General features: G+C 62.8%; 20 protein-coding genes. 17 read left to right on the forward strand and 3 right to left on the reverse strand.

What is annotated here, in order from left to right; all coding sequences use genetic code 11:
• Window positions 1-21: 21 nt before the first annotated feature.
• The 6 genes from ACZO3G_RS03695 (at window position 22) to ACZO3G_RS03720 (ending at window position 6,474) form a co-directional block, all read left to right on the forward strand.
• Window positions 22-906: a carbohydrate ABC transporter permease gene (locus ACZO3G_RS03695; RefSeq protein ID WP_172439243.1), complete on the forward strand. Its 885-nt coding sequence runs from the start codon at window positions 22-24 to the stop codon at window positions 904-906.
• 10 nt (window positions 907-916) lie between these two features.
• Entirely contained in the window at window positions 917-1,747 is an 831-nt protein-coding gene (locus ACZO3G_RS03700) for a carbohydrate ABC transporter permease (RefSeq protein WP_101551543.1), read from the forward strand.
• A gap of 10 nt (window positions 1,748-1,757) precedes the next feature.
• Entirely contained in the window at window positions 1,758-2,594 is an 837-nt protein-coding gene (locus ACZO3G_RS03705; RefSeq protein WP_101551541.1) for a sugar phosphate isomerase/epimerase family protein, read from the forward strand.
• 20 nt (window positions 2,595-2,614) lie between these two features.
• A complete protein-coding gene (locus ACZO3G_RS03710) occupies window positions 2,615-3,646 on the forward strand; it encodes an alcohol dehydrogenase catalytic domain-containing protein (protein WP_101551539.1) in 1,032 nt (343 codons plus the stop codon).
• A gap of 78 nt (window positions 3,647-3,724) precedes the next feature.
• A complete protein-coding gene (locus ACZO3G_RS03715; protein ID WP_172439242.1) occupies window positions 3,725-4,711 on the forward strand; it encodes an aldo/keto reductase in 987 nt (328 codons plus the stop codon).
• Between the two features lie 170 nt (window positions 4,712-4,881).
• Window positions 4,882-6,474 carry a peptide chain release factor 3 gene (locus ACZO3G_RS03720; protein ID WP_101551535.1) on the forward strand — a complete coding sequence of 531 codons (1,593 nt, stop codon included), beginning with the start codon at window positions 4,882-4,884 and terminating at the stop codon, window positions 6,472-6,474.
• 132 nt (window positions 6,475-6,606) lie between these two features.
• On the opposite strand, the gene ACZO3G_RS03725 is transcribed toward ACZO3G_RS03720, so the two are convergent.
• Window positions 6,607-7,032 (reverse strand): RrF2 family transcriptional regulator, encoded by a 426-nt coding sequence (locus ACZO3G_RS03725; protein ID WP_101551533.1) that lies wholly within the window; start codon window positions 7,030-7,032, stop codon window positions 6,607-6,609.
• Window positions 7,033-7,200: 168 nt separating this feature from the next.
• On the opposite strand from ACZO3G_RS03725, the gene ACZO3G_RS03730 reads away from it, so the two are divergent.
• The 3 genes from ACZO3G_RS03730 (at window position 7,201) to ACZO3G_RS03740 (ending at window position 8,928) form a co-directional block, all read left to right on the forward strand.
• On the forward strand, window positions 7,201-7,704 hold the full coding sequence (locus ACZO3G_RS03730; protein WP_353939240.1) for a nitroreductase family protein: 504 nt from the start codon (window positions 7,201-7,203) through the stop codon (window positions 7,702-7,704).
• 339 nt (window positions 7,705-8,043) lie between these two features.
• On the forward strand, window positions 8,044-8,529 hold the full coding sequence (locus ACZO3G_RS03735) for a sigma factor-like helix-turn-helix DNA-binding protein (RefSeq protein ID WP_276872735.1): 486 nt from the start codon (window positions 8,044-8,046) through the stop codon (window positions 8,527-8,529).
• 123 nt (window positions 8,530-8,652) lie between these two features.
• Window positions 8,653-8,928 carry a hypothetical protein gene (locus ACZO3G_RS03740; protein WP_101551527.1) on the forward strand — a complete coding sequence of 92 codons (276 nt, stop codon included), beginning with the start codon at window positions 8,653-8,655 and terminating at the stop codon, window positions 8,926-8,928.
• An 81-nt stretch (window positions 8,929-9,009) separates the two neighbouring features.
• Here ACZO3G_RS03740 and ACZO3G_RS03745 read toward each other — a convergent pair whose 3' ends face one another.
• Together ACZO3G_RS03745 and ACZO3G_RS03750 are read right to left on the reverse strand one after the other, a co-directional pair.
• Window positions 9,010-10,308 carry a sensor histidine kinase gene (locus tag ACZO3G_RS03745; protein WP_276872734.1) on the reverse strand — a complete coding sequence of 433 codons (1,299 nt, stop codon included), beginning with the start codon at window positions 10,306-10,308 and terminating at the stop codon, window positions 9,010-9,012.
• Window positions 10,301-10,981: a response regulator transcription factor gene (locus tag ACZO3G_RS03750; RefSeq protein ID WP_101551523.1), complete on the reverse strand. Its 681-nt coding sequence runs from the start codon at window positions 10,979-10,981 to the stop codon at window positions 10,301-10,303. Before ACZO3G_RS03750 ends, ACZO3G_RS03745 begins: the two co-directional genes overlap by 8 nt.
• Before the next feature lie 159 nt (window positions 10,982-11,140).
• Here ACZO3G_RS03750 and ACZO3G_RS03755 point away from each other — a divergent pair, with 159 nt between their 5' ends.
• The 8 genes from ACZO3G_RS03755 to ACZO3G_RS03790 all read left to right on the forward strand — a co-directional run bounded on the left by ACZO3G_RS03755 (window position 11,141) and on the right by ACZO3G_RS03790 (window position 19,539).
• Window positions 11,141-13,636 carry an extracellular solute-binding protein gene (locus ACZO3G_RS03755; protein ID WP_276872732.1) on the forward strand — a complete coding sequence of 832 codons (2,496 nt, stop codon included), beginning with the start codon at window positions 11,141-11,143 and terminating at the stop codon, window positions 13,634-13,636.
• A 4-nt stretch (window positions 13,637-13,640) separates the two neighbouring features.
• The gene (locus ACZO3G_RS03760; RefSeq protein ID WP_486846819.1) at window positions 13,641-14,234 is read left to right on the forward strand and encodes a carbohydrate ABC transporter permease; all 594 of its coding nucleotides are present in this window, start codon (window positions 13,641-13,643) and stop codon (window positions 14,232-14,234) included.
• Entirely contained in the window at window positions 14,147-14,485 is a 339-nt protein-coding gene (locus ACZO3G_RS03765; protein ID WP_486846821.1) for a carbohydrate ABC transporter permease, read from the forward strand. Before ACZO3G_RS03760 ends, ACZO3G_RS03765 begins: the two co-directional genes overlap by 88 nt.
• A 144-nt stretch (window positions 14,486-14,629) precedes the next feature.
• Window positions 14,630-15,478: a carbohydrate ABC transporter permease gene (locus ACZO3G_RS03770; RefSeq protein ID WP_101551517.1), complete on the forward strand. Its 849-nt coding sequence runs from the start codon at window positions 14,630-14,632 to the stop codon at window positions 15,476-15,478.
• 5 nt (window positions 15,479-15,483) lie between these two features.
• Complete coding sequence (locus ACZO3G_RS03775) at window positions 15,484-16,875, forward strand: efflux RND transporter periplasmic adaptor subunit (protein WP_276874850.1); 1,392 nt, start codon at window positions 15,484-15,486, stop codon at window positions 16,873-16,875.
• Window positions 16,872-18,053: an ABC transporter permease gene (locus ACZO3G_RS03780; protein ID WP_277138624.1), complete on the forward strand. Its 1,182-nt coding sequence runs from the start codon at window positions 16,872-16,874 to the stop codon at window positions 18,051-18,053. The genes ACZO3G_RS03775 and ACZO3G_RS03780 overlap by 4 nt, the downstream gene beginning before the upstream one ends.
• Before the next feature lie 146 nt (window positions 18,054-18,199).
• Window positions 18,200-18,871 (forward strand): HAD family hydrolase, encoded by a 672-nt coding sequence (locus ACZO3G_RS03785; protein WP_101551510.1) that lies wholly within the window; start codon window positions 18,200-18,202, stop codon window positions 18,869-18,871.
• Window positions 18,872-18,978: 107 nt separating this feature from the next.
• Window positions 18,979-19,539, forward strand: a complete 561-nt coding sequence (locus ACZO3G_RS03790) for a GNAT family N-acetyltransferase (protein ID WP_277138625.1) — start codon at window positions 18,979-18,981, stop codon at window positions 19,537-19,539.
• The last annotated feature ends 178 nt before the right edge of the window (window positions 19,540-19,717 follow it).

Genomic DNA, 19,717 nt, shown 5'->3' on the forward strand with positions numbered 1-19,717 from the left:
CCCGAAATGTGGAGGCTGAACATGAAAAAGGCACGGTATGAGCCGTACTTCTATATTGCTCCTGCTTTTTTCCTTGTTGCTGTGTTATTGTATTATCCCATTGTTATGAATTTCCTATACAGCTTTCATAGCTTCAAGGCTTATTCCAGCGATATGACGTTTGTAGGGCTGAAAAATTACCTGACGCTGCTTACGGATTCGCGCTTCCTTACGGCGATTTCCAACAACCTCATTTTTCTCGTGCTCAATTTGATTTTTCAGGTCGGCGTCGCCTTACTGCTCGCGATCCTTGTGGAGAACGTCGCCCAAAACAGATTTGGGAAGCTCTGCAGAACGATTTATTACATTCCGTCGCTCTTTTCCATTACGGCGATCGCGATTATGTGGCAGTTCATCTTTGAGCCCAGCGTTGGACTGGTGAACAACTTGTTCCGCGCAGTCGGATGGGATTCCCTTGTGTCGATCAAAGGACTCTTGGGACAGGAATCGACGGCGATTTATACGGTGGCGGCAATGCCGCAATGGCAGTTTACCGGATATTTTATGATGCTGCTGGTCGTGGCGATACAGAAAATCCCCGATGAATACTATGAGGCGGCCGAAATAGACGGAGCGTCGAAATTTCGCCAGGCGCTGATGATTACGATCCCGATGGTCAAGGAGATGCTGCTGGTCACCGTTGTGATGACCGTGATCTCCACCTTCAAATCCTTTGCCGAGGTGTACCAATTGACGATGGGCGGGCCCGGTTATTCGACCCTGGTGGTGGGGATGTATTCGTACCAGAGCGCCTTCAAATTTGACCGGATGGGGTATTCATCCGCCATGGGCGTCGTGATTTTTATCATCACCTTCGCGTTTTCTGTGATTCAGCTCAAGGTGTCAAGATCCGGAGAAGAATTGTAGGAGGGCTCAGATGCACAAGAAAAAAATATGCTGGAGGCGCCTGCCGATACAGCTTTTCCTCCTGCTGCTGAACGTGATTGTCCTATATCCGATCTTTTGGATTCTGATCAATTCCTTTAAATCAACCTCTGAATTTTTGCAAAATTCCTTTAATCTCCCGTCGGTCCTGCATTTTGAAAACTATTTGAAGGCGTGGAGCAGCGGACTGAACAGATACTTCCTGAACAGCGTCTTTATTTCGGTGGTTTCCATTTTTTTCACGACCCTTTTGTCGTCGCTCGCCGCATACGGACTGACCAGGTTCCGGTTCAAATTCCGCGGCGCCCTCTTTACCTTTATCCTGTGCGGCCTGTCGCTTTCCATTGAATCCTCCTTCGTGCCGCTCTTTAAGCTGTTTCAATCCATCCACCTGTATAATACGCAGTTCGGCGTCATTCTCCTATATATCGCCTTTCGCATCCCGTTGACGGTTTTTTTGATGCGGTCCTACTTCATCTCCTTCCCAAAGGACATCGAGGAGGCCGCGCGGATGGATGGGTGCAGCTCCTTTGCGATCTATTGGCGGATGATCCTGCCCATTGGAAAACCAATCCTCGCGTCCAGCGCGCTGATGAATCTGATCTTTACCTGGAATGAGTTCCTGACGGCGCTGATCTTCCTGGAAGACCAGGATTTAATGACGATCCCCGTCGGACTGAACGCGCTGAAGGGAGAGATGCTGCAGGAATGGAATATTCAGCTTGCCGCCGTCGTAATCGCGTCCATCCCGCTGATCATCATGTTCCTGTGTATGCAGAAGCAGTTTGTCAAAGGCCTTACGGCCGGAAGCGTAAAAGGATAGGAGGACCGACATGTTCGAGCTGAAACGATCACAGATCGCCGGGATGAATTTGAGTTACCGGTACTTTTCCTTCGATTATTTTCTCGACTCGATGGAGCGGATCGGATTTCAAAGTGTGGAGATTTGGGGCGCAAGCCCACATTTTTACGTCCCGGATTTGACCCCGTCCGACATCCGGGCGGCCGCGAAAAAGATTAAGGACCACGGCCTGCGGATCGTCTGCTTCACGCCGGAACAGTGCTGCTATCCGGAAAACATTGCGGAAAAGGATTCTGTGGCGCGCAAACGCAGCGTCGCGTTCTATGAAAAGACGATCGAAGCGTGCGCGGAACTGGGCTCCCCGCAAATCCTGATGACCTCCGGCTGGGGCTATTTCGACGAGCCGCCCGAGGAGGCGTGGAAGCGGTCGGCGGACGGCCTCGCGCAGCTCTCCCGGGCCGCCGAACGGGTTGGCGTCACCATCGTTCTTGAGCCTCTGCGGGCTGAGGAGACGAATCTGGTGACGACGCTGCCCCAACTGAAAAGGATGCTTGACGAGGTCGGATCGCCGGCGCTGAAAGCGATGATCGACACCAGTCCCATGTATCTTTCCGGGGAGACGATCACCGACTACTTCCGGACGCTGGGCGGTGATCTGCGCCACATCCACTTTGTCGACGGCGACCCGGCCGGCCATCTGGCGTGGGGGACCGGGATTTTCCCGCTGGAAAGGTACATCGCGGAGCTCAAATCGTATGAGTACCAAAACGCTCTTACGCTGGAGCTTACCGCGGCCAAATACTTTTCCGACCCCAATGCCTCCATGGCGGCGGCGTTCCAATATCTGCAAGGCTATTTTACAGAGTAAATGATGAAAAGAGGAGAACGATGAAAGCACTGATCGTAGAGCGGCCCGGCAAGCTGGCCGTCAGAGAGATCCCGGAGCCGCCGATGGGAGAATATGAGGTCCGGTGCAGAATGCTGTACGGGGCGACCTGCACGGGGACCGACCTGCATGTCATTGACGGCACGTTCGCGGAACATGTGGACTATCCGTCGGTCATCGGCCATGAAAGCATCGGAGAGGTGATCGAGGCCGGCGCCAAGGTGCGGAACTTTAAGCTCGGAGATTTGATTACCCGCGTCGGGACCCGGGCGCAGGCCGACGGTTCGGTCAAGCTGAGCTGGGGAGGCATGTGCGAATACGGGCTGGCGGTCGACCATCGGGCGGCGCGGCTGGACGGCGTGGACCCCGCGAAATGGCGCTATTTCTGTATCAACGAGGTGCTCCCGAGGGGGATTATTCCGCTGGAATACGCCCCCATGGTCATCACATGGCGGGAAACCCTCTCCTACATCAAGCGAATCGGCGTGAAGCCGGGCGACAAGGTCGTCGTCTCGGGTTCCGGCGCGAACGGTATTTCACTGGCGGCGATGGCGGCCGTCTGCGGCGCGGCCGATGTGACCATGGTAGGCAGCCTCAGCCGAAAGGACAACGCCATGCGCGCGGGCGTGACCCGGTTCCTCGACTATAAGGACGCGGACGCGGTGTCCGCGTTTGCCGCGGAACACAAGGGCACGTTCCGGTTCCTGCTGGACGTAACCGGAAAGTCCGGCAGTCTGAACAGGCTGCTTCCCGTGATTCGCGACGGCGCGACGGTCGGCGTCTATGGGATGGACGATTTCCACACCTATGCGCTGAACCCGCTGCTGGGTCCGTCCTTCCGAATCTATAACGGCGGTTACTACGAGCCCGAAACGCATGAGGAGGTCGTGGACCTCATCCGCGCGGGCAGGCTTGACGCCTCCGCGTGGATCGACACGAGCACCGTCTTTACCTGGGACAACGCGCCGCTGGCTTACGAGCACGTCCGCGCGAAAAAGGCCATCAAGGCAGTCATCAAGCTGAGCGGAGATTGAACCCGCCCGTTCCGCGCGAAGGTCCGGCGCTTGCCGATGGAACCGATAAATAGACTGATTGAAAGGAATGGTCGTTACATGGAAAAGGTCATTTTGGGCAGAACAGGATTGGAAGTCACAAAGCTGGCGCTTGGAGGGCTCTTCCTTTCCGAGCTGGGCGGCGCCTTTGAAGATTCCAAACACGCGACCTTGAAGGCTCTGGAACTGGGGATCAACTACATCGATACGGCGCCTGCCTACTATGACAGCGAAAAAGTGCTGGGCAAAATTCTTCAGGAGTGGGAAGGCCCGCTGGTGATTTCCACCAAGCTGGGCGGGAGGCCGCAGCCGTTTGATCCGCAGTCCAAAAAGGCGCTGATTCAGTCCGTGGAAATGAGCCTTGAATACCTGCACCGGGATTCGATCGATATTTTGATGATTCACGAACCGGACCGGGTCAGGGAGTACAATTGGTGGACCGACGAGTTAAATTATGAGGGGCCGGTGCTGGAAGCGATCGATGAGATGAAAAAAGCCGGAATGATCAAGTTCAGCGGCCTCGGCGGGACCACGGCGCATGAGCTTGCCCGCGTGTGTGACAGCGGAAAGTTCGATGTCGTGTTGACCGCGTATAACTACAGCCTGCTCTGGAGGGAAGCGCAGTACGAGATTTTCCAGGCGGCGAAGCGGCACCATATGGGCGTGGTCTGTGGTTCGCCGCTCCAGCAGGGCGCTTTGGCCGTCCGTTACGACGACGCGATCAACCACGGCGCGCCGTGGATCAGCGAACCCCGGCGCGAACAGTTTCGGGCGCTCTACCGCCTTTTGGACGAGACGGGCATGGGGATTGTGGAGATGGCGATTCGGTTCGTGATCTCCAATCCCAGCGTGGACTGCGTCCTCACCGGTTCCAGTAATGAGGCCCAGTTTATGGAAAACTATCTTGCGGTGGAGAAGGGACCTTTGCCCGCGGATATCCTTCAGGAATTGGACAAAATCTATGCGATGGTGCCCTTCCGTCCGTCACTGGAGTACTTTACGCTGCCGTTTGACAATAACTGCAAGGGGCAGCAGAAGTTCTACTAAACGTTGTTGCCCGTCAGGGGCGGGGCCGTACCACTGGTACGGCCCCGCCCCTGCGTTTTTTCGCCGTGTGTGGGCGGGTGTCCGTGAATTTCCCGGTATGTCTTGCGCGCGGCGGGCAAAAATGGTAATATAACAAGGTTAGAGCATACGGAGATTTTGGAGGAATTCGATTGGCAGACATCAGAAACGAAATTGAACGGCGGCGGACCTTTGCGATCATCTCGCACCCGGACGCCGGTAAGACCACGCTGACGGAAAAGTTCCTGCTGTACGGCGGGGCGATCCAGCTCGCGGGCGCGGTCAAGGGAAAGAAAAACGCCCGCCACGCGGTGAGCGACTGGATGGAGATCGAAAAGCAGCGCGGCATCTCGGTGACCTCGTCGGTCATGCAGTTCAACTACGAGGGCTACTGCATCAACATCCTCGACACGCCGGGACATCAGGACTTCTCGGAGGACACCTACCGCACGCTGATGGCGGCGGACAGCGCGGTGATGGTGATCGACGCGGCCAAGGGCGTCGAGGCGCAGACGCGCAAGCTCTTCAAGGTCTGCCTGCTGCGGGATATCCCGATCTTCACCTTTGTCAACAAGATGGACCGGGAGGCGCGCAACCCGTTCGACCTGATGGAGCAGATCGAACAGGAGCTGGGCATCCGCACCTACCCGGTCAACTGGCCGATCGGCTGCGGCAGGGAATTCAAAGGGGTCTACGACCGCCACAAGCGGGAGATCATCTCCTTTTTGGGGGACGGCACCGCCAACGGGGTGCGTCAGGTGGAAAAGGTCGAGCTCTCGATGTCGGACGCGCGTCTGGGCGAGATGCTCGGCGAGAGCCTGCGGGAAACGCTGGTGGACGACGTGGAGCTGCTTGACGGCGCCTCCTACGAATTCGATATGGACGAGGTGCGCCACGGAAAGCTCTCGCCCGTGTTTTTCGGTTCCGCGCTCACCAATTTCGGCGTCGAGCCGTTTTTGGAGGACTTCCTCAAGATGACCACGCCGCCCCTGCCGCGCGGAAGCAGCGAGGGGGAGATCGATCCGTTCGATCCCGGCTTCTCGGCGTTCGTCTTCAAAATCCAGGCGAACATGAACAAGGCCCACCGCGACCGCGTGGCGTTCATGCGGATCTGCTCGGGGGAGTTCGACAAGACGCAGGAGTATTACCACGTCCAGGGGGAGCGGAAGATCAAGCTCTCCCAGCCCCAGCAGCTGATGGCGCAGGACCGCGAGATCATCGACAGGGCCTACGCGGGGGACATCATCGGCGTGTTCGACCCGGGCGTTTTTTCGATCGGGGACACGATCTGCACGGCGAACCGCAAGTTTGAGTTCGCGGGCATCCCGACCTTCGCGCCCGAGCACTTCGCGCGCATCCGCCAGACCGACACCCTCAAGCGCAAGCAGTTCGTCAAGGGTACGACGCAGATCGCCCAGGAGGGCGCCATCCAGATCTTCCACGAGCCGAACACCGGCATGGAGGAGGTCATCGTCGGCGTGGTCGGCGTGCTCCAGTTCGAGGTGCTCGAGTACCGCCTCAAAAACGAGTACGGCGTGGACATCCGCCGCGACGGGCTCTCCTACCAGTATATCCGCTGGATCGAAAACGAGGAGTTCGACCCCAAACAGCTCGACATCTCCTCCGACACCAAGCTGGTCCAGGATTTTAAGGACCGCTACCTGCTCCTCTTCACCGACGAGTGGAACATCCGCTGGGCGCAGGAGCACAACAAATGGCTCGAGCTCTCCGAGTTCGGGCGCTGACGGAACCAACCGCGCCCCTTTTCGCCTCCCGGCCGGTTCCCGCCGCCGGTGCACATCAAAACGACGGCCGCCTCCACGGAGGCGGCCGTCGTTTTCTCCCTCCCAATGGAGGGCGTTTGCAAACGGCGGGATCTATTTGATTGCGTCCCATTCCCGCAGGAGCTGCTCCAAGGACACGGCCGACAGTTCGTCCTTCATCGCCCGGAGGGCTTTGTCGACATGGGGATTCAAAATCTCCTTGAAGGAGCACCCGACCCGGCATTCCTTGGAGATGTTCTGGTGAAAGGTAAACAGCTCGTCCGCGTGGTCTCCCTCCACGGCCGTATAGACGTCCCACAGGTTGATTTCATCGGGGGCCTTTGCCAGTTTGGTTATGCCGCGCCCCGTGGAAATCTGCAGCAGGCCGGCGGTCTTCAGCTTCCCGAAAATCTGGCGGATGAGAACGGGGTTGGCGCCGGTGCTCTCCGAGATCATTTCGCTCGTCATTTTCCGGTCCGGGTTTATCATGATGAGCATCATGGTGTGGATCGCCACGGTAAACTGCGTATTCATCTTCATGCTTCCCGGCCCCCTTGCGCCCGACTAAAAACAGTATACCGCCACAGCCCGCGGAAGTCAATCGTAGCTATTGACACTACAAAATAAAGGTGCTATATTGATTGTTGTCAGATCAGCTGTAATTCAATCTGCAAAGGAGCGTCTGCCATGAAAAAAGAAGCTTTGGAAGTGTTAAAAAATCGCCGTTCGATCCGTAAATTCCAGTCCCGGCAGATTTCGGCGGAAGAGCTGGACACGGTTCTGGAAGCCGGCACCTACGCGCCTACCGCCGGCGGCAGGCAGGCCCCGGTGATCGTCGCCGTTCAGGACGCGGAGACGGTTGCGGCACTGGACGCCATGAACGCAAAGGTTATGGGAAACGCATCCGCGCATCCCTATTACGGCGCGCCGACCATTCTGCTCGTGATGGCGCCGGAAGAGGACGCGCAGGGGGAGCTGGACTGCTCGGCGATCGGCGGCAACCTGCTGAACGCCGCCTATGCCGTCGGGCTCGGGTCCTGCTGGATCCACCGCAGCAAGGAGATGTTCGAATCGGAGGAGGGCAAGGCGCTCCTCAAAAAATGGGGCCTGCCCGAAACCATGCGGGGCGTCTGCTCGATTGCGCTCGGCTATGCCGACTGCCCGCACCCGGACGCCGCGCCCAGGAAATCCGGCTACATCATCAAAGTCTGACCCGCCCAAGCCGGAACCGAAGCATCGAAAAAAGGAGACTGCCGCGATCTCTGCGGCAGTCTCCTTTTTCTGTCTGATCCGCAAGGAGCGGAGGGGAATTTTGTGCGTCCGGCTTGACAGCCGGGAAATTATGGTGTATCATAGTACTAATATCACTAGTACAGCGGTACAGTATTTCCCGGGAAGCCGGGGAAGCCGCGCAAACCGGGCGCAGGCCCGCCCCGGGATTGCGTCCGCTTTGAAAAATTTCCCTCTGAGGAGTGTCCCATATCCATGGGAAATATGGTTAAAGAGATAGAACCATTTACCAGGCGGGAAAACCGGAAGGAGGGACGCAAAATGAAGCGGCAGCCGATGGGCAAACAGCAGTTCGACCGGCTTTACGGGCGTTTTCTGCCCCAGCTTTACCGCGCGGCCCTCTACCTGCTTGGAGACGGCAAGGCCGCCGCTCGCGCGGCGGGGGAGGCGTTCACCCGGACGGCCGCGGCGGCCTGCACGGCGGACGAGCGGGCCTTCGCGGTTGAGGCGGTGCGCCGCCTGTGCAAGATGTGCGAGCGGGCCGACCGGGGACTTGGCGGCTATTCCTCCGCGCTGGCGGAGGAGGTGGACGCGCGCGGCGCCGCGCTGCTCGAACAGCTGGGCGGGCTCTGCTTCGAGGACCGGGAGCTGGTCGTCCTGTCGGCGGTGCAGAACTTTTCGGTCTGCGAGATCGCGCGTATCCTGGGGATGTCCGAGTGGGCGGCCGGCATGCGACTGCGCCGCGCAGTGGAAAAGGTCTGTGCCTGCGTTGGGCAGCCGGTCGCGGCGGGCCAGCAGATTTCATAAAATATTGATAAAAAGTTTGTGCGGTTTTTCGGAAGGTTTTTTTACAAAAACTGTCCGAATTTGGCCGCGCGGATCGTTATGATAGGTAGAAAGGCCACAGTGACTGGAAAGGAGGTCGCCGGAATGAAAAAACTGCTTGCAGATCATGTCCTCTCCTGGTGCTCGCTGATCCTCGGATGTCTCGCCCTGCTGATCGCGGGGGGACTGCTCCTCGGCGGGTGCGGCGCGGACCGTTCGGAATACCAGGACGTCGTCGACCAGGTGAACGCCAAATACCACGAACAGCTTTCGGTCGACCTCGACCACGTCGACATCACGCCCGAGCAGCTGCGCGCGCACCTCGAAGCGGTCGCGCAGAGCCGCCGGGAGGCCATTCCCGCGGCGGACGCCGCCGTCTGATTGCTTTCTCCTCCCTTTCCTGGGTAAATAATCTCCTAATTCTCCAAAACAAAGGGCGCACCGGAAGGTGCGCCCTTTGTTTTATTCCGGATTCCCGCCCGGCAGCGAAAGGGTGAAGGTCGCGCCGCCGCCCGGCGTGTCGCCGGCTGTGAGCCTGCCCCGGTGGAGCGCGGCGATCTCCCGCGCGATCGACAGCCCCAGCCCGTAGTGCTCGCGGCCGCTGCGGGCCTTGTCGGCGCGGTAGAAGCGGTCGAAGACGCGCGCCTTTTCCGCGTCGGGGATGCCGGGACCGTTGTCGGCCACGCGGATGGAAAACCACCCGCGTTTCCACCCGGCGGAGAGCACGACCCTGCCGCCCTCCCCGGCGTAGCTGACGGCGTTGTCCACCAGGATCGAGAGCACCTGCCGGATGCGCTGCTGGTCGCAGCGGCAGCGGGGGAGGGTCTCCTCGGGCAGCGAGACGGAGATGCGGATCTGCTTTTCCGCGGCGGCGGGCTCGAACCATTCGGCCGCGTCGAGCAGGAGGGTTTCGAGGTCCGTCTCCTCCTTCTGGACCGACCAGCTGCTGTTGTCGGCGCTGGCGAGCATGAGCATGTCGTCGACCAGCCGGGACATGCGGGAGCACTCCTGCGAGATCGTCTGGGCAAAGCGGTCGGCCTGCTCGGGGGAGGCGCGCCGCATGACCGACGCGCTCGTGCCGATGACCGCGAGGGGGGCGCGCAGCTCGTGGGAGGCCGCCGAGACGAACTCCATCTGCCTTCGGCGGCTCTCCTCGACCGGACGGATGGCGAACTTGACGAAAAACCACCAGAAGATGGAGAGCAGCAGCACAGCGGCGGCCGAAAGCCCGGTGAACGCCCAGCTCAGGCGGGCGGTCTGGGCCTGCTCGGGCGCCTTGGGCTTGACGAGGGCGAGGGAGACCCACCCGCCGGGGATCGGCACCGACGCGACGGCGGCGTGACAGGCGCCGAGGGAGGGGTCGGCGTAGGAGAAGGAGAGGGTGCGGGGGTGCAGCTGGGTGTCGGGGGGCTTGTTTGCGTCGAAGCCGAAGCGGTCGAGCGCCGCCTGCTTGACCCGGTCGGAGACCTCCTGGCGGAATGGCGCGGTCCAGCTTCCACGGTAGAGTAGCGGCCTGCCCGCGTCCTCGATGCAGAGCAGCAGGCCGCCCGCCTCCGTCTGGGAAAGCCAGGTGTGGTCGAGGACGCGCTGGCTGCCCAGGTGGCTGAGGACGGCAGAGAGGTCGCTCGCAAAGGACTCGTCCGCCCGCTGGCGGAGCTGGTAGGCGGAGATCTGGAAGGAGGAGACCGCCATGCCGATGAGGATGACGCTGGTGATGAGGGCGCACACGACGGTGAGCCGGACGCGCAGCCGCTTAAACATCGCCTTCCTCCAACCGGTAGCCGACGCCGCGCACCGTCTGGATGAGGATGCGGCTGCCGACCGAGCGGAGCCTGCGGCGCAGGAAGTGGATATAGTTGTCGAGGTTGCCGTCCTCCACGCCTGCGTCCGGCCCCCACACCCGGGTGAGCAGCACGGCGCGCGGCAGGGTTTGGCCGGGGTTCTTGAGCAGGGTTTCGAGCAGGGCGGCCTCCCGCTTGGAGAGGGCGCAGCCGCCCGACGAACCGCGCAGGGATTTTTTGGCGGCGTCGAAGACGACGTCGCCGTATTCGGTCACGTCGGAGCTCTCCCAGCGGCGGGGGCGGCGGCACATGGCGCGCACCCGCGCGAGCAGCTCCTCCACGGCGAACGGCTTGACGAGGTAGTCGTCCGCGCCCGCGTCGAGCCCCTCGACCCGCTGGCCGATGTTGCCCAGCGCGGTGACGAGCAGGACGGGGGTGGAAATCCCGCCGGAGCGGAGCTTGCGCAGGACGGTGACGCCGTCCATGACCGGGAGCATCCGGTCGAGCAGGATGAGGTCGTGCGCGCCCTCCCGGGCCCAGCGCAGGCCGTCGTCGCCGTCGTGGCAGACGTCGACCTCGAACCCCTCCTCGTTCAGCGCGAAGGCGACCGCCTCGCACAGCTTCACATCGTCCTCTACGAGCAGAATCCGCATATCGATATCCTCCGTGCGGCGGGTTCCCCCACCGTTACTGTTTGTAGTATAGCACGCGAATCTGGAAAATTCCTTTAAATCTTTGGAGAAAATTTAGAGATTCGGGTGATAGAGTAGCGGTAGGCAAAAACCAACAACCAGTTTGGAGGATACGATCATATGAGAAAGCGACTGAAACGGCTGGGCGCGCTGGCGCTCGCGGGCATGATGCTGGCGCTCTCCGCCTGCGGGGACAATTCCCCCTCCGCGCCGGGCGGCGACGCCCCGGGCGGGCAGGCGGCGATGGGCCGCTATATCGAAGAGGAATACACGCTCCCCGAAGGGGTGGGCTATGTGGCGGCCGTCCACCGCGCCGAGGACGGCTCGATTAAGCTGCTATGCAACCTCGACAAGGAGATGATGCTCGGCAAGTGGTACGTCTATGCCTCGACGGACGGCGGCAGGCGCTGGATGCAGGAGGAGACCCCCTGGCTCGACGGCCTGGGCGAGCTGCTCACCGTCGAAGCGGCGGCATGGGACAGGGCGGGCAACCTCTACATGCAGTACATGCCGATGACGCAGGCGGAGTTTGATGCGCTGATGGCGCAGATGGAAGCCGCCAAAGGAGGCGGCGCGTCCGCCGCGGCCGCCGAATCCGCGGAGACCTCCGCGTCCTCGGACGCCCCCGCGCCCGAAGGGGACGCCGCCGGGACGGACGGGGAGGACGCCGGGGATAACGGGGACGAGGGGTTGACCTCGGGCCCGCAGATGCCAAGCTCCAAGCTGGTCAAGGTGGACCCGGCGGGGAACGTGGAGGAGCTCGGCTTCACGCTGGAGGCGCAGATGGACTACGGGACGCTGGGCGCGCGCGGGTTGCAGGTCGCGGAAAACGGCGACCTCATCGCGGAGTGTGCCTTCGTCCTCGCGCAGTTTGACCCGGCCACCGGCGAATGCAAGCACCTCTATGACCCGGAGGCCTTTGCCAATTCGATTTCCTATACGACCCTCCAGGACACGCTGGCGATGACCGACGGCGACCTCGTCACCTTCTACGACCTCACGACGGGGGAGCAGACAGGCTCCTTCTCCACGGCCGGGCAGCAGCCTGAGGATGGCGGCCCGAAAGTCGCGACGATGGCCGAATCGGCGTCGTACGAGCGGGTGCTCGCCTCCGATCCGGAGAACGGGGCGGTCTACTTCGCGGACAGCACGGGCGTCTACCGGCACCTGCTTGACGGCGCGGTGACCGAGCGGCTGATCGACGGCGAACTCTGTTCCCTCAATATGCCGGCGCTTCGGCTGACCGACCTGATCGTGAAAGAGGACGGCAGTCTGCTGCTGCTCTACGCGGACGGCATGGACCGGACGCTCATGAACTACACCTATTCGGCGGACACCCCGACGGTGCCCGACAAGGAGTTGCGGGTGTTCTCCCTGCGGGACAACAAGACCATCCGCCAGGCGATGGGCCTCTTCCAGCGGCAGAACCCCGACGTGCACGTGGTCTATGACGTGGCGCTGACGGGCGCCGACGCTGTGACCGCGTCGGACGCACTGCGCACGCTGGCCAACGAGCTGCTCGCCGGCAAGGGCCCCGACCTGCTCGTGCTCGACGGCATGCCGATCGACAGCTATGTTGAAAAGGGCGTCCTGCTCGACCTCTCCGAGCCGGTCGGCGGCAAGACCGCCTCGGGCGAATGGCTGAAGGCCGAGGCGGAGAGCTTCAAGACCGCCGACGGCAGGATCTACGCGGTGCCAGCGCGTTTCTCGGTGCCGGTCATCCTGGCCGATGAGGAAGCCGCGCGGGCGAAGGATCTGACCGCGCTCACCGACTGGCTGGTTGCGCAGAAGGGGCGGTTCCCCAGCATCCACGGCGGCACGCTCAGCATTGTCCATCCCGCCGCGATGATCGACCTTTTCTACCCGGTCTGCTCCCCCGCTTGGTTCCAGGCGGACGGCTCGATGGACGAGGAGGCGTTCCGCGCCTTCCTGACCGACCTCAAGCGGATTTGCGACAGCGCCACCGGCGAGCAGGCGGAGGAGAGCAAGGCCGCCTATGAATATACCGGCGGCGCCTCCTACGATCTGCTGTGGGACGGCCTGCGCTGGACCTATGATATGCTCGGCGCGGCGGCCGGAAGCCTCGACTCGGTGAAGGCGCTCGCGGCGCCGGACGCCTGCATCGCCAAGCGCGGCAGCGGAGAGCTCGCCCCGCTGCCCGGCCAGACCTCGGGCGTGTTCGTGCCGCGCACCATCCTCGGCGTCAACGCGGCGAGCAAGCAGACGGATATGGCGCGTGCCTTCCTCGGGCTGGTCCTGTCCGAGCAGGTGCAGAAAAACAACTTTGATGACGGGATGCCGGTCAACGCGGCGGCCTTCTCAAACGGCTTCGTCAACCCGAATCCGGGCGATCCGGATGGGATGTATTACGGCTCCTCCTGGACCGGCGAGGACGGGGAGGAGATTTCGATGGAGCTGCAGGTGACCTGGCCCTCCGACGCGTTCATGGAGAACGCCGAGAACTGGATCACCGCGCTCGACACCCCCTCCGCCTCCGACGAGGTGGTCAAACAGATGGTGCTCGACGAGACGGCGGGCTATTTCGACGGGACGCGGACCCTTGACGAAGCGGTGACCGCCCTGCGCGAGAAGCTCAACATCTATCTTGCGGAGTAGGGCCGTGAACAGCCGCACGGCCGGCCGTATGCGGGGGCTGCTCTTCATCCTGCCGAGTCTTCTGGGGGTGGGCGTCTTCGTGCTCGCCCCCTTCCTCGAGGTGGTCCGGCGCTCCTTCACCGGGGCGATGAACGGCGCCTTCGTGGGCCTCAAAAACTATGCCGACGTCTTTTCCAACGGGGCGTTCCGCCTCGCGGCGGGCAACACGCTGCGGTTCGTGGCGTTCTGCATGCCGCTGCTCATCTCCCTCTCGCTGCTCGTGGCGGTCATCCTCTACGGCAACCCCCGCCGCGCCGGCTTCTTCAAGACCACCTTCCTCATCCCGATGGCGATCCCCGTCGCGTCGATCGTCCTGATCTGGAAAGCGCTCTTCCACGCGGACGGGCTCGTCAACTCCTGGATCACGGCGCTCGGCGGGCAGGGGACCGACTGGATGCAGAGCTCCGCCGCCTTCTGGGTGCTGTGGGCAGCTACATCTGGAAGAACCTCGGCTACGACGTCATCCTCTGGATGGCCGGGCTCGCGAACATCTCGACCGACATCTACGAGGCGGCCGCGATCGACGGGGCGGGCGCATGGACGACCTTCACGCGGGTGACGCTCCCCAACTTGCTGCCCTCCCTCTACACGATCACGGTGCTGAGTTTTCTCAATTCCTTCAAGGTTTTCCGCGAGGCCTACCTTGTGGCGGGGGATTATCCCCACAGCAGCATGTACCTGCTCCAGCACCTCTTCAGCAACTGGTTCCGCGAGCTGTCGATGGATAAGCTCGCGGCGGCCGCGGTGCTCGTGGCGGCCGTGATCCTGCTGCTCATCCTGCTTTTGCGGCGCGCGTGGGAGACGGAATAGCCGCCCGCCGCGCGCCCATCGCCGCGGGGGCGGGAAACCAAACGGCAAAGCCGTTTTCGGGCCGCTTCGCGGCCCGCGCGCCCGGCGGGGCCGGGCGCGGTTTCCCGCCCCGCCCCAACTTTTCATCCGCGCAAGGAGGCTGTGATGCGTAAAATCCGACAAAGCCTGCCGCTTCTCCTCCCGCTGGTTTTATCGGCGGCGGTGTGGCTGCCGATCGTCTTTCTGGTTGGCGGCTCCTTCATGGGGGAGGCGGAACTCACCGCGAGCCTCGCGCCCGTGCTTTCGGGCGGGGAGGGGTTCGCGCGGTGGGACCTCATCCCCCTCTACCCGACGCTGCGCCCCTATGTGGAGCTGCTGCTCGATTCGCCCGGGTTCTTCGTCATGTTCTGGAACTCGGTGAAGATCACCCTCGGGACGCTGGCCGGGCAGCTCCTGGTGGGCGTGCCCGCCGCGTGGGGGTTCGCCCGGCATGAGTTCCCCTGCAAAAACCTGCTGTTCACCCTCTATATCGTGCTGATGCTCATGCCCTTCCAGGTGACGATGATGCCCACCTATCTGGTCCTCGACCGGCTGAACCTGCTCGACACGCTGACGGGCATCATCCTGCCCGCCGCGTTTTCCACCTTTCCGGTGTTCATCATGTACCGGTTTTTCAGGGGGATTCCGCAGGCGCTCATCGAGTCGGCCGAGCTGGACGGCGCGGGGAGCTTCCGCATCTTCTGGTCGATCGGCCTGCCGCTCGGCGCGGGGGGCGTGATGTCGGCGGTGGTGCTGGGCTTCCTCGACTGCTGGAACCTCATCGAACCGCCGATGACCTATCTCAAGACCAAAGCGCTCTGGCCGCTCTCCCTCTATCTGCCGCAGGTCGTGACGGGCCGCGCGGGCTTGGCGCTGGCCGCCTCGGTGGTGGCGCTCATCCCGGCGATCCTCGTCTTCCTCTACGGGCAGAGCTACCTTGAACAGGGAATTATTGCCGCGGGCATAAAGGAATGAAACCGATGAATCTGAAAACGATCTTTACATACAAAACCGACCGCTCCCGTCCGGTCACCATCCAGCGGCGCGCCCTGCGGCTGCTGGCGGGCTTTCTCGTATTCATGCTGGCCTGCACGCTGCTTTCCCGCGCGGCCGATTCGCTGACCGTCGCGCAGGTGACGACCGAAAAGCCCGCGCGCGCGGCCATCCCGCACACGGTGGAGAAGGACGGCCGGCTCGAACCGGCGCAGGAGCGCCCGGTCACGGCGGAAGGCGGGATCCTCGTGGGGAGCGTTGCCGTCGGCGAGGGGCAGCAGGTGAAAGCGGGAGACCTGCTGTTCACCCTCGACGCGGACGATCTCGCGCGGCAGGTGCTGGAAAAGCAGCTTGAGCTCCAGCGCGCCCAGCTCCAGCTCCAGGAGGCGCAGCAGAAGGCCGCGCTGGGGGAGGAGAAGGACGAACTGTCCGCCCTGCGCGCGCAGGAGGACTACGACATGGCGATGGAGCGCAGCCGCCTCAAGCTGCAGCAGGCGGGGGAGGACCGCCGCCGGGCGCGGCAGGCGCTGCGCGACTACAAAAACGACAACGACGTGGATGAGGACGAGGACGACGAGGACCTCGATTCGACCTATATCGCGCTGCGGGACGACTACCGCGCCAAGCAGCGCGCCTATGAGGAGGCGCTGAGCGACCAGGACCGGGCGAAGGTGGACGCGGAGCGCGTGCTGGAGGATTTGGAGCTGGAGGACCCGGACAACAGCGCGGCGACGCTCGGGATCGACGTGCGGCTCCGGCAGCTCGAGCTCTCCCGGCTCCAGGCGCTCTCCGAGGCGGGCGGCGAAATCTACGCGCCCATCGACGGCGCGGTGACGGCGCTCTCCGTCGCGCCCGGAAAGCGGACGGCGGACGAAGCGGCGCTGCTGCTGGCGGGTGCGGAAGCGGGGTTCCGCTTCACCTGTGAGATCACCGACGACGAGCGGGAGTACCTCTCGCCGGGCGACAAGGTGAAGCTCGAGCTCCCGGGCCACAAACGCGCGGACGGCACGGTGGAGAGCATCGCCGCGCTGGCGGACAAGAACGGCTTCGCCAAAGTGACGGTCTCCCTCCCCGCCGGGAAGGGGGAGGCCGGGATGTCGGCGGTACTGTCCGCCACCACCCGTTCGGAGCAGTACCGCACGACGGTGCCGGTATCGGCGCTGCATAAGGAGGGGGAGCGGTATTACGTCCTGGCGGTGCGGGAGACCGAGTCGGTGCTCGGCGTGGAGCAGAGCGCCGAGCGGCTCGACGTGACGCTGCTCGACCGCAACGAGACGACCGCGGCGGTCGAGGGGCCGCTCACGACCGACGATTGGATCATCACGGGCGGCAACAAGACGGTGCGTGAAAACGACCGCGTCCGCCCGGAGGCCACATGACCACCGCCCTGCGCCGTCTGGAGGGGCCGCTGGCGCTCCTGCTGGCGCTGGCCCTCTGGGCGGGCGCCTGCCTTTTCTCGGGGGCGGCCGCGCCGCTCGGGGAGCGCGCCGCGCTCCAAATCGGCGGCGCGCCGGCGGGAGTCCCCGCAGCCCGGGAGATGGCCGCCGCCGAGGCGCGCACGGAGCATCCGCTCGCCTTCACCCTCTGGCGGCAGGAGGACGGGCAGACGGTCGAAAGCCCCGCGCTCGGCCGGGAACGCACCGTGTCCGTTCTCACGCTGTGGGGGGAGAGCGCCCTGCTCCTGCCGGACGCGCGCCCCTCCCTCGCGCCCGCGGCGGGGAACGGCTGTCTCATCGACCGGACGACGGCGCTCTCCCTCTTCGGGGACGCGCGCGCCGAGGGGCAGAAGGTGCGCTGGAACGGCCGGGACTACACCGTCCGGGGCGTCTTCGACGCGCCGGAGGCCACCCTCGCCGTGGAGGCGGACCCCGCGTCGGAGGTCCTCTTCGACCGCGTCACCCTCGACCTTTCGGGGGAGGAAAACCCGCGCGGGCGCGCGGAGGAATTCGCCATGCGCCACGGCCTGCCCGGGGAACGCATCGTGCAGTACGGCGGCCTCGCGGCGCTCGCCCGCTTCTTCTGCCTGCTGCCCGCGCTGGCGGCGGCCTGCTCGCTCGCCGTGCGCTTTTTCGGCCGTGCCCGCGCCCGCCGCGACTGGCCGGTCCAGCGGGCGCTGCTCTGGATTGCAGCGGTCGCCGCGGCCGCGGCCGTCCTCTGGCTGGCGGGCGTGCGCCCCGCGGTCCCGCAGGATTTGATCCCGACCCGCTGGTCGGATTTTTCCTTCTGGGAGACCCTCTTCACCGAGCGGCGCGCCGAGTGGACGGATTACCTCTGGATGAAGAAGGAACGCCCCGACGTGCTGCTGCTGACCGCGCTCCTCAAGGCGGCTGCCTGCTCGCTCGCCGCGCTCCTCTTGGCGGCGCGCCCGGCGCTGCGCCGCCCGGCGGCGGGCCCCCGGGCTTTCGCGTTCCTGCTCGCGGCCTGCCTCTGCGGGAGCTTCGCGGGAGTGGCGCTGGTCGGCGGGGGGGAGCTGCTCGCGCGCGATCTGCCGATGCTCTGGCTGACGGCGCCCCTCTGGCTGGCGGCGTGCCGCGCGGCGGAAAAAATACCGGATTGAAAAGGGCGGAGCGGGCTGCTCCGCCCTTTTCTTCCGGATATGGTAACAAAACGCTGGAATTTTTCGGCCGAGAGCATTATACTGGAACGGAACATTACAATCGGCCGGCGGGAAGGGAATCCCCCGGCCTGGGAGGAACCGGCATTATGATGGGAGTCATTTTCGATTTTAACGGGACGCTCTTTTTCGACGGGGAGCAGCAGGAGCGGGCGTGGCGGCTCTTCGCGCGGGAGGCGTTCGGAAAGGAGATTTCCGACGGGGAGTTCCGGGAGTGCGTGCACGGGCGCAACAACGATTTTACCATGCAGCATCTCGCCGGGAAGGCTCTGAGCGCGCGGCAGGTCGACGAATACGTCGAGGAAAAGGAGACGATCTACCGGCGGCTCTGCCGGGAGGACCCGGCGCGCTTCCACCTCGCGCTGGGCGCGGAGGAGCTTCTGGACGAGCTCCGCGAGCGCGGGATCCCCCGGACGATCGCGACCGCGTCCCGCAGGGGCAACGTGGATTTTTATATCGAGAGCTTCCGCCTGGAGCGGTGGTTCGACGTTGAAAAGCTCGTCTACGACGACGGCACCATCCTCGGGAAGCCGGCGCCGGACTTCTACCTGCGGGCCGCCGAGACGCTCGGGCTCGAGCCGAAGAACTGCATCGTCTTCGAGGACGCGGTCTCGGGGCTTCGCGCGGCAGCGGCGGCGGGCGCGGGGAAGGTGATCGCGGTCGCCCCGGAGGAGCGGCGGGAGGCGTTTGAGCGGATGCCGGAGGTGTATGAGGTCATCCCGAACTTCCACGAATTCGACCGTCTCCTGCTGCGGGAATAAAGAGACGTCCGTCCGCGCCGTACGGATGAGGCACGGACCGAGAAATTGAAAATCCGAGGTGATGTGGTTTGCGTACTGTAAACACCCCCGCGTTGGAGACAGAACGGTTGGCCCTGAGAAGATTTGCGGAAGACGACTTGCCCGCTTTGTTTGCCATTTTCAGCGACGAGGAGGTAAACCGTTTTCTGCCATGGTTTCCATTACGGTCCATGGATGAAGCACGGGCCTTCTGGCAGGAGCGGTACGCGGAACGCTACAGGCAGGAGCGGGCCTATCAATACGCCGTTTGTCTGAAAAGTGACAACATTCCGATCGGTTATGTGAACGTCAGCATGGAAGAACACCATGATTTGGGTTATGGGCTGCGCAAAGAGTTCTGGCACGGGGGTATTGTGACCGAGGCGTGCGGGGCTGTCATCGAGCGTGTAAAGGCGGACGGGCTTCCATACGTTACCGCTACGCACGACCGGAACAATCCGCGCAGCGGCGCGGTCATGGTCCGGTTGGGGATGCGCTATCAATATTCCTACGAGGAGCAGTGGCAGCCGAAAAATATTCCGGTGACATTCCGGATGTACCAGTTGAATTTTCATGGAAAACAAGATGAAGTCGTTTACCGAAAGTATTGGGATCATTCCGCCGTGCATTTTGTAGAAACGGCCGTATGACCGGGCTCACGGGATTAAAACAGCCGCCCATCCGGGCGGCTGTTTTATCGTATTGTTTGCGCGTGGGTGCCGTTTTTCCGCAGGATCCATGATGTTGTCACAAAAAACTTGCTTATTCCCGCCGATTACAGTATAATGTTGCTTAACTGTAACAACGATAGCCGGATCGGCAGCGATC

It is taken from the genome of Anaerotruncus sp. (assembly GCF_057433415.1).

Bases quoted from the DNA above. Each gene is read 5' to 3' on its own strand.
- ACZO3G_RS03695 (WP_172439243.1), top strand. From the start codon at position 22: ATGAAAAAGGCACGGTATGAGCCGTACTTCTATATTGCTCCTGCTTTT.
- ACZO3G_RS03700 (WP_101551543.1), top strand. From the start codon at position 917: ATGCACAAGAAAAAAATATGCTGGAGGCGCCTGCCGATACAGCTTTTC.
- ACZO3G_RS03705 (WP_101551541.1), top strand. From the start codon at position 1,758: ATGTTCGAGCTGAAACGATCACAGATCGCCGGGATGAATTTGAGTTAC.
- ACZO3G_RS03710 (WP_101551539.1), top strand. From the start codon at position 2,615: ATGAAAGCACTGATCGTAGAGCGGCCCGGCAAGCTGGCCGTCAGAGAG.
- ACZO3G_RS03715 (WP_172439242.1), top strand. From the start codon at position 3,725: ATGGAAAAGGTCATTTTGGGCAGAACAGGATTGGAAGTCACAAAGCTG.
- ACZO3G_RS03725 (WP_101551533.1), bottom strand. From the start codon at position 7,032: ATGAAGATGAATACGCAGTTTACCGTGGCGATCCACACCATGATGCTC.
- ACZO3G_RS03735 (WP_276872735.1), top strand. From the start codon at position 8,044: ATGAAGCGGCAGCCGATGGGCAAACAGCAGTTCGACCGGCTTTACGGG.
- ACZO3G_RS03740 (WP_101551527.1), top strand. From the start codon at position 8,653: ATGAAAAAACTGCTTGCAGATCATGTCCTCTCCTGGTGCTCGCTGATC.
- ACZO3G_RS03745 (WP_276872734.1), bottom strand. From the start codon at position 10,308: ATGTTTAAGCGGCTGCGCGTCCGGCTCACCGTCGTGTGCGCCCTCATC.
- ACZO3G_RS03750 (WP_101551523.1), bottom strand. From the start codon at position 10,981: ATGCGGATTCTGCTCGTAGAGGACGATGTGAAGCTGTGCGAGGCGGTC.
- ACZO3G_RS03755 (WP_276872732.1), top strand. From the start codon at position 11,141: ATGAGAAAGCGACTGAAACGGCTGGGCGCGCTGGCGCTCGCGGGCATG.
- ACZO3G_RS03765 (WP_486846821.1), top strand. From the start codon at position 14,147: ATGGCCGGGCTCGCGAACATCTCGACCGACATCTACGAGGCGGCCGCG.
- ACZO3G_RS03770 (WP_101551517.1), top strand. From the start codon at position 14,630: ATGCGTAAAATCCGACAAAGCCTGCCGCTTCTCCTCCCGCTGGTTTTA.
- ACZO3G_RS03775 (WP_276874850.1), top strand. From the start codon at position 15,484: ATGAATCTGAAAACGATCTTTACATACAAAACCGACCGCTCCCGTCCG.
- ACZO3G_RS03780 (WP_277138624.1), top strand. From the start codon at position 16,872: ATGACCACCGCCCTGCGCCGTCTGGAGGGGCCGCTGGCGCTCCTGCTG.
- ACZO3G_RS03785 (WP_101551510.1), top strand. From the start codon at position 18,200: ATGATGGGAGTCATTTTCGATTTTAACGGGACGCTCTTTTTCGACGGG.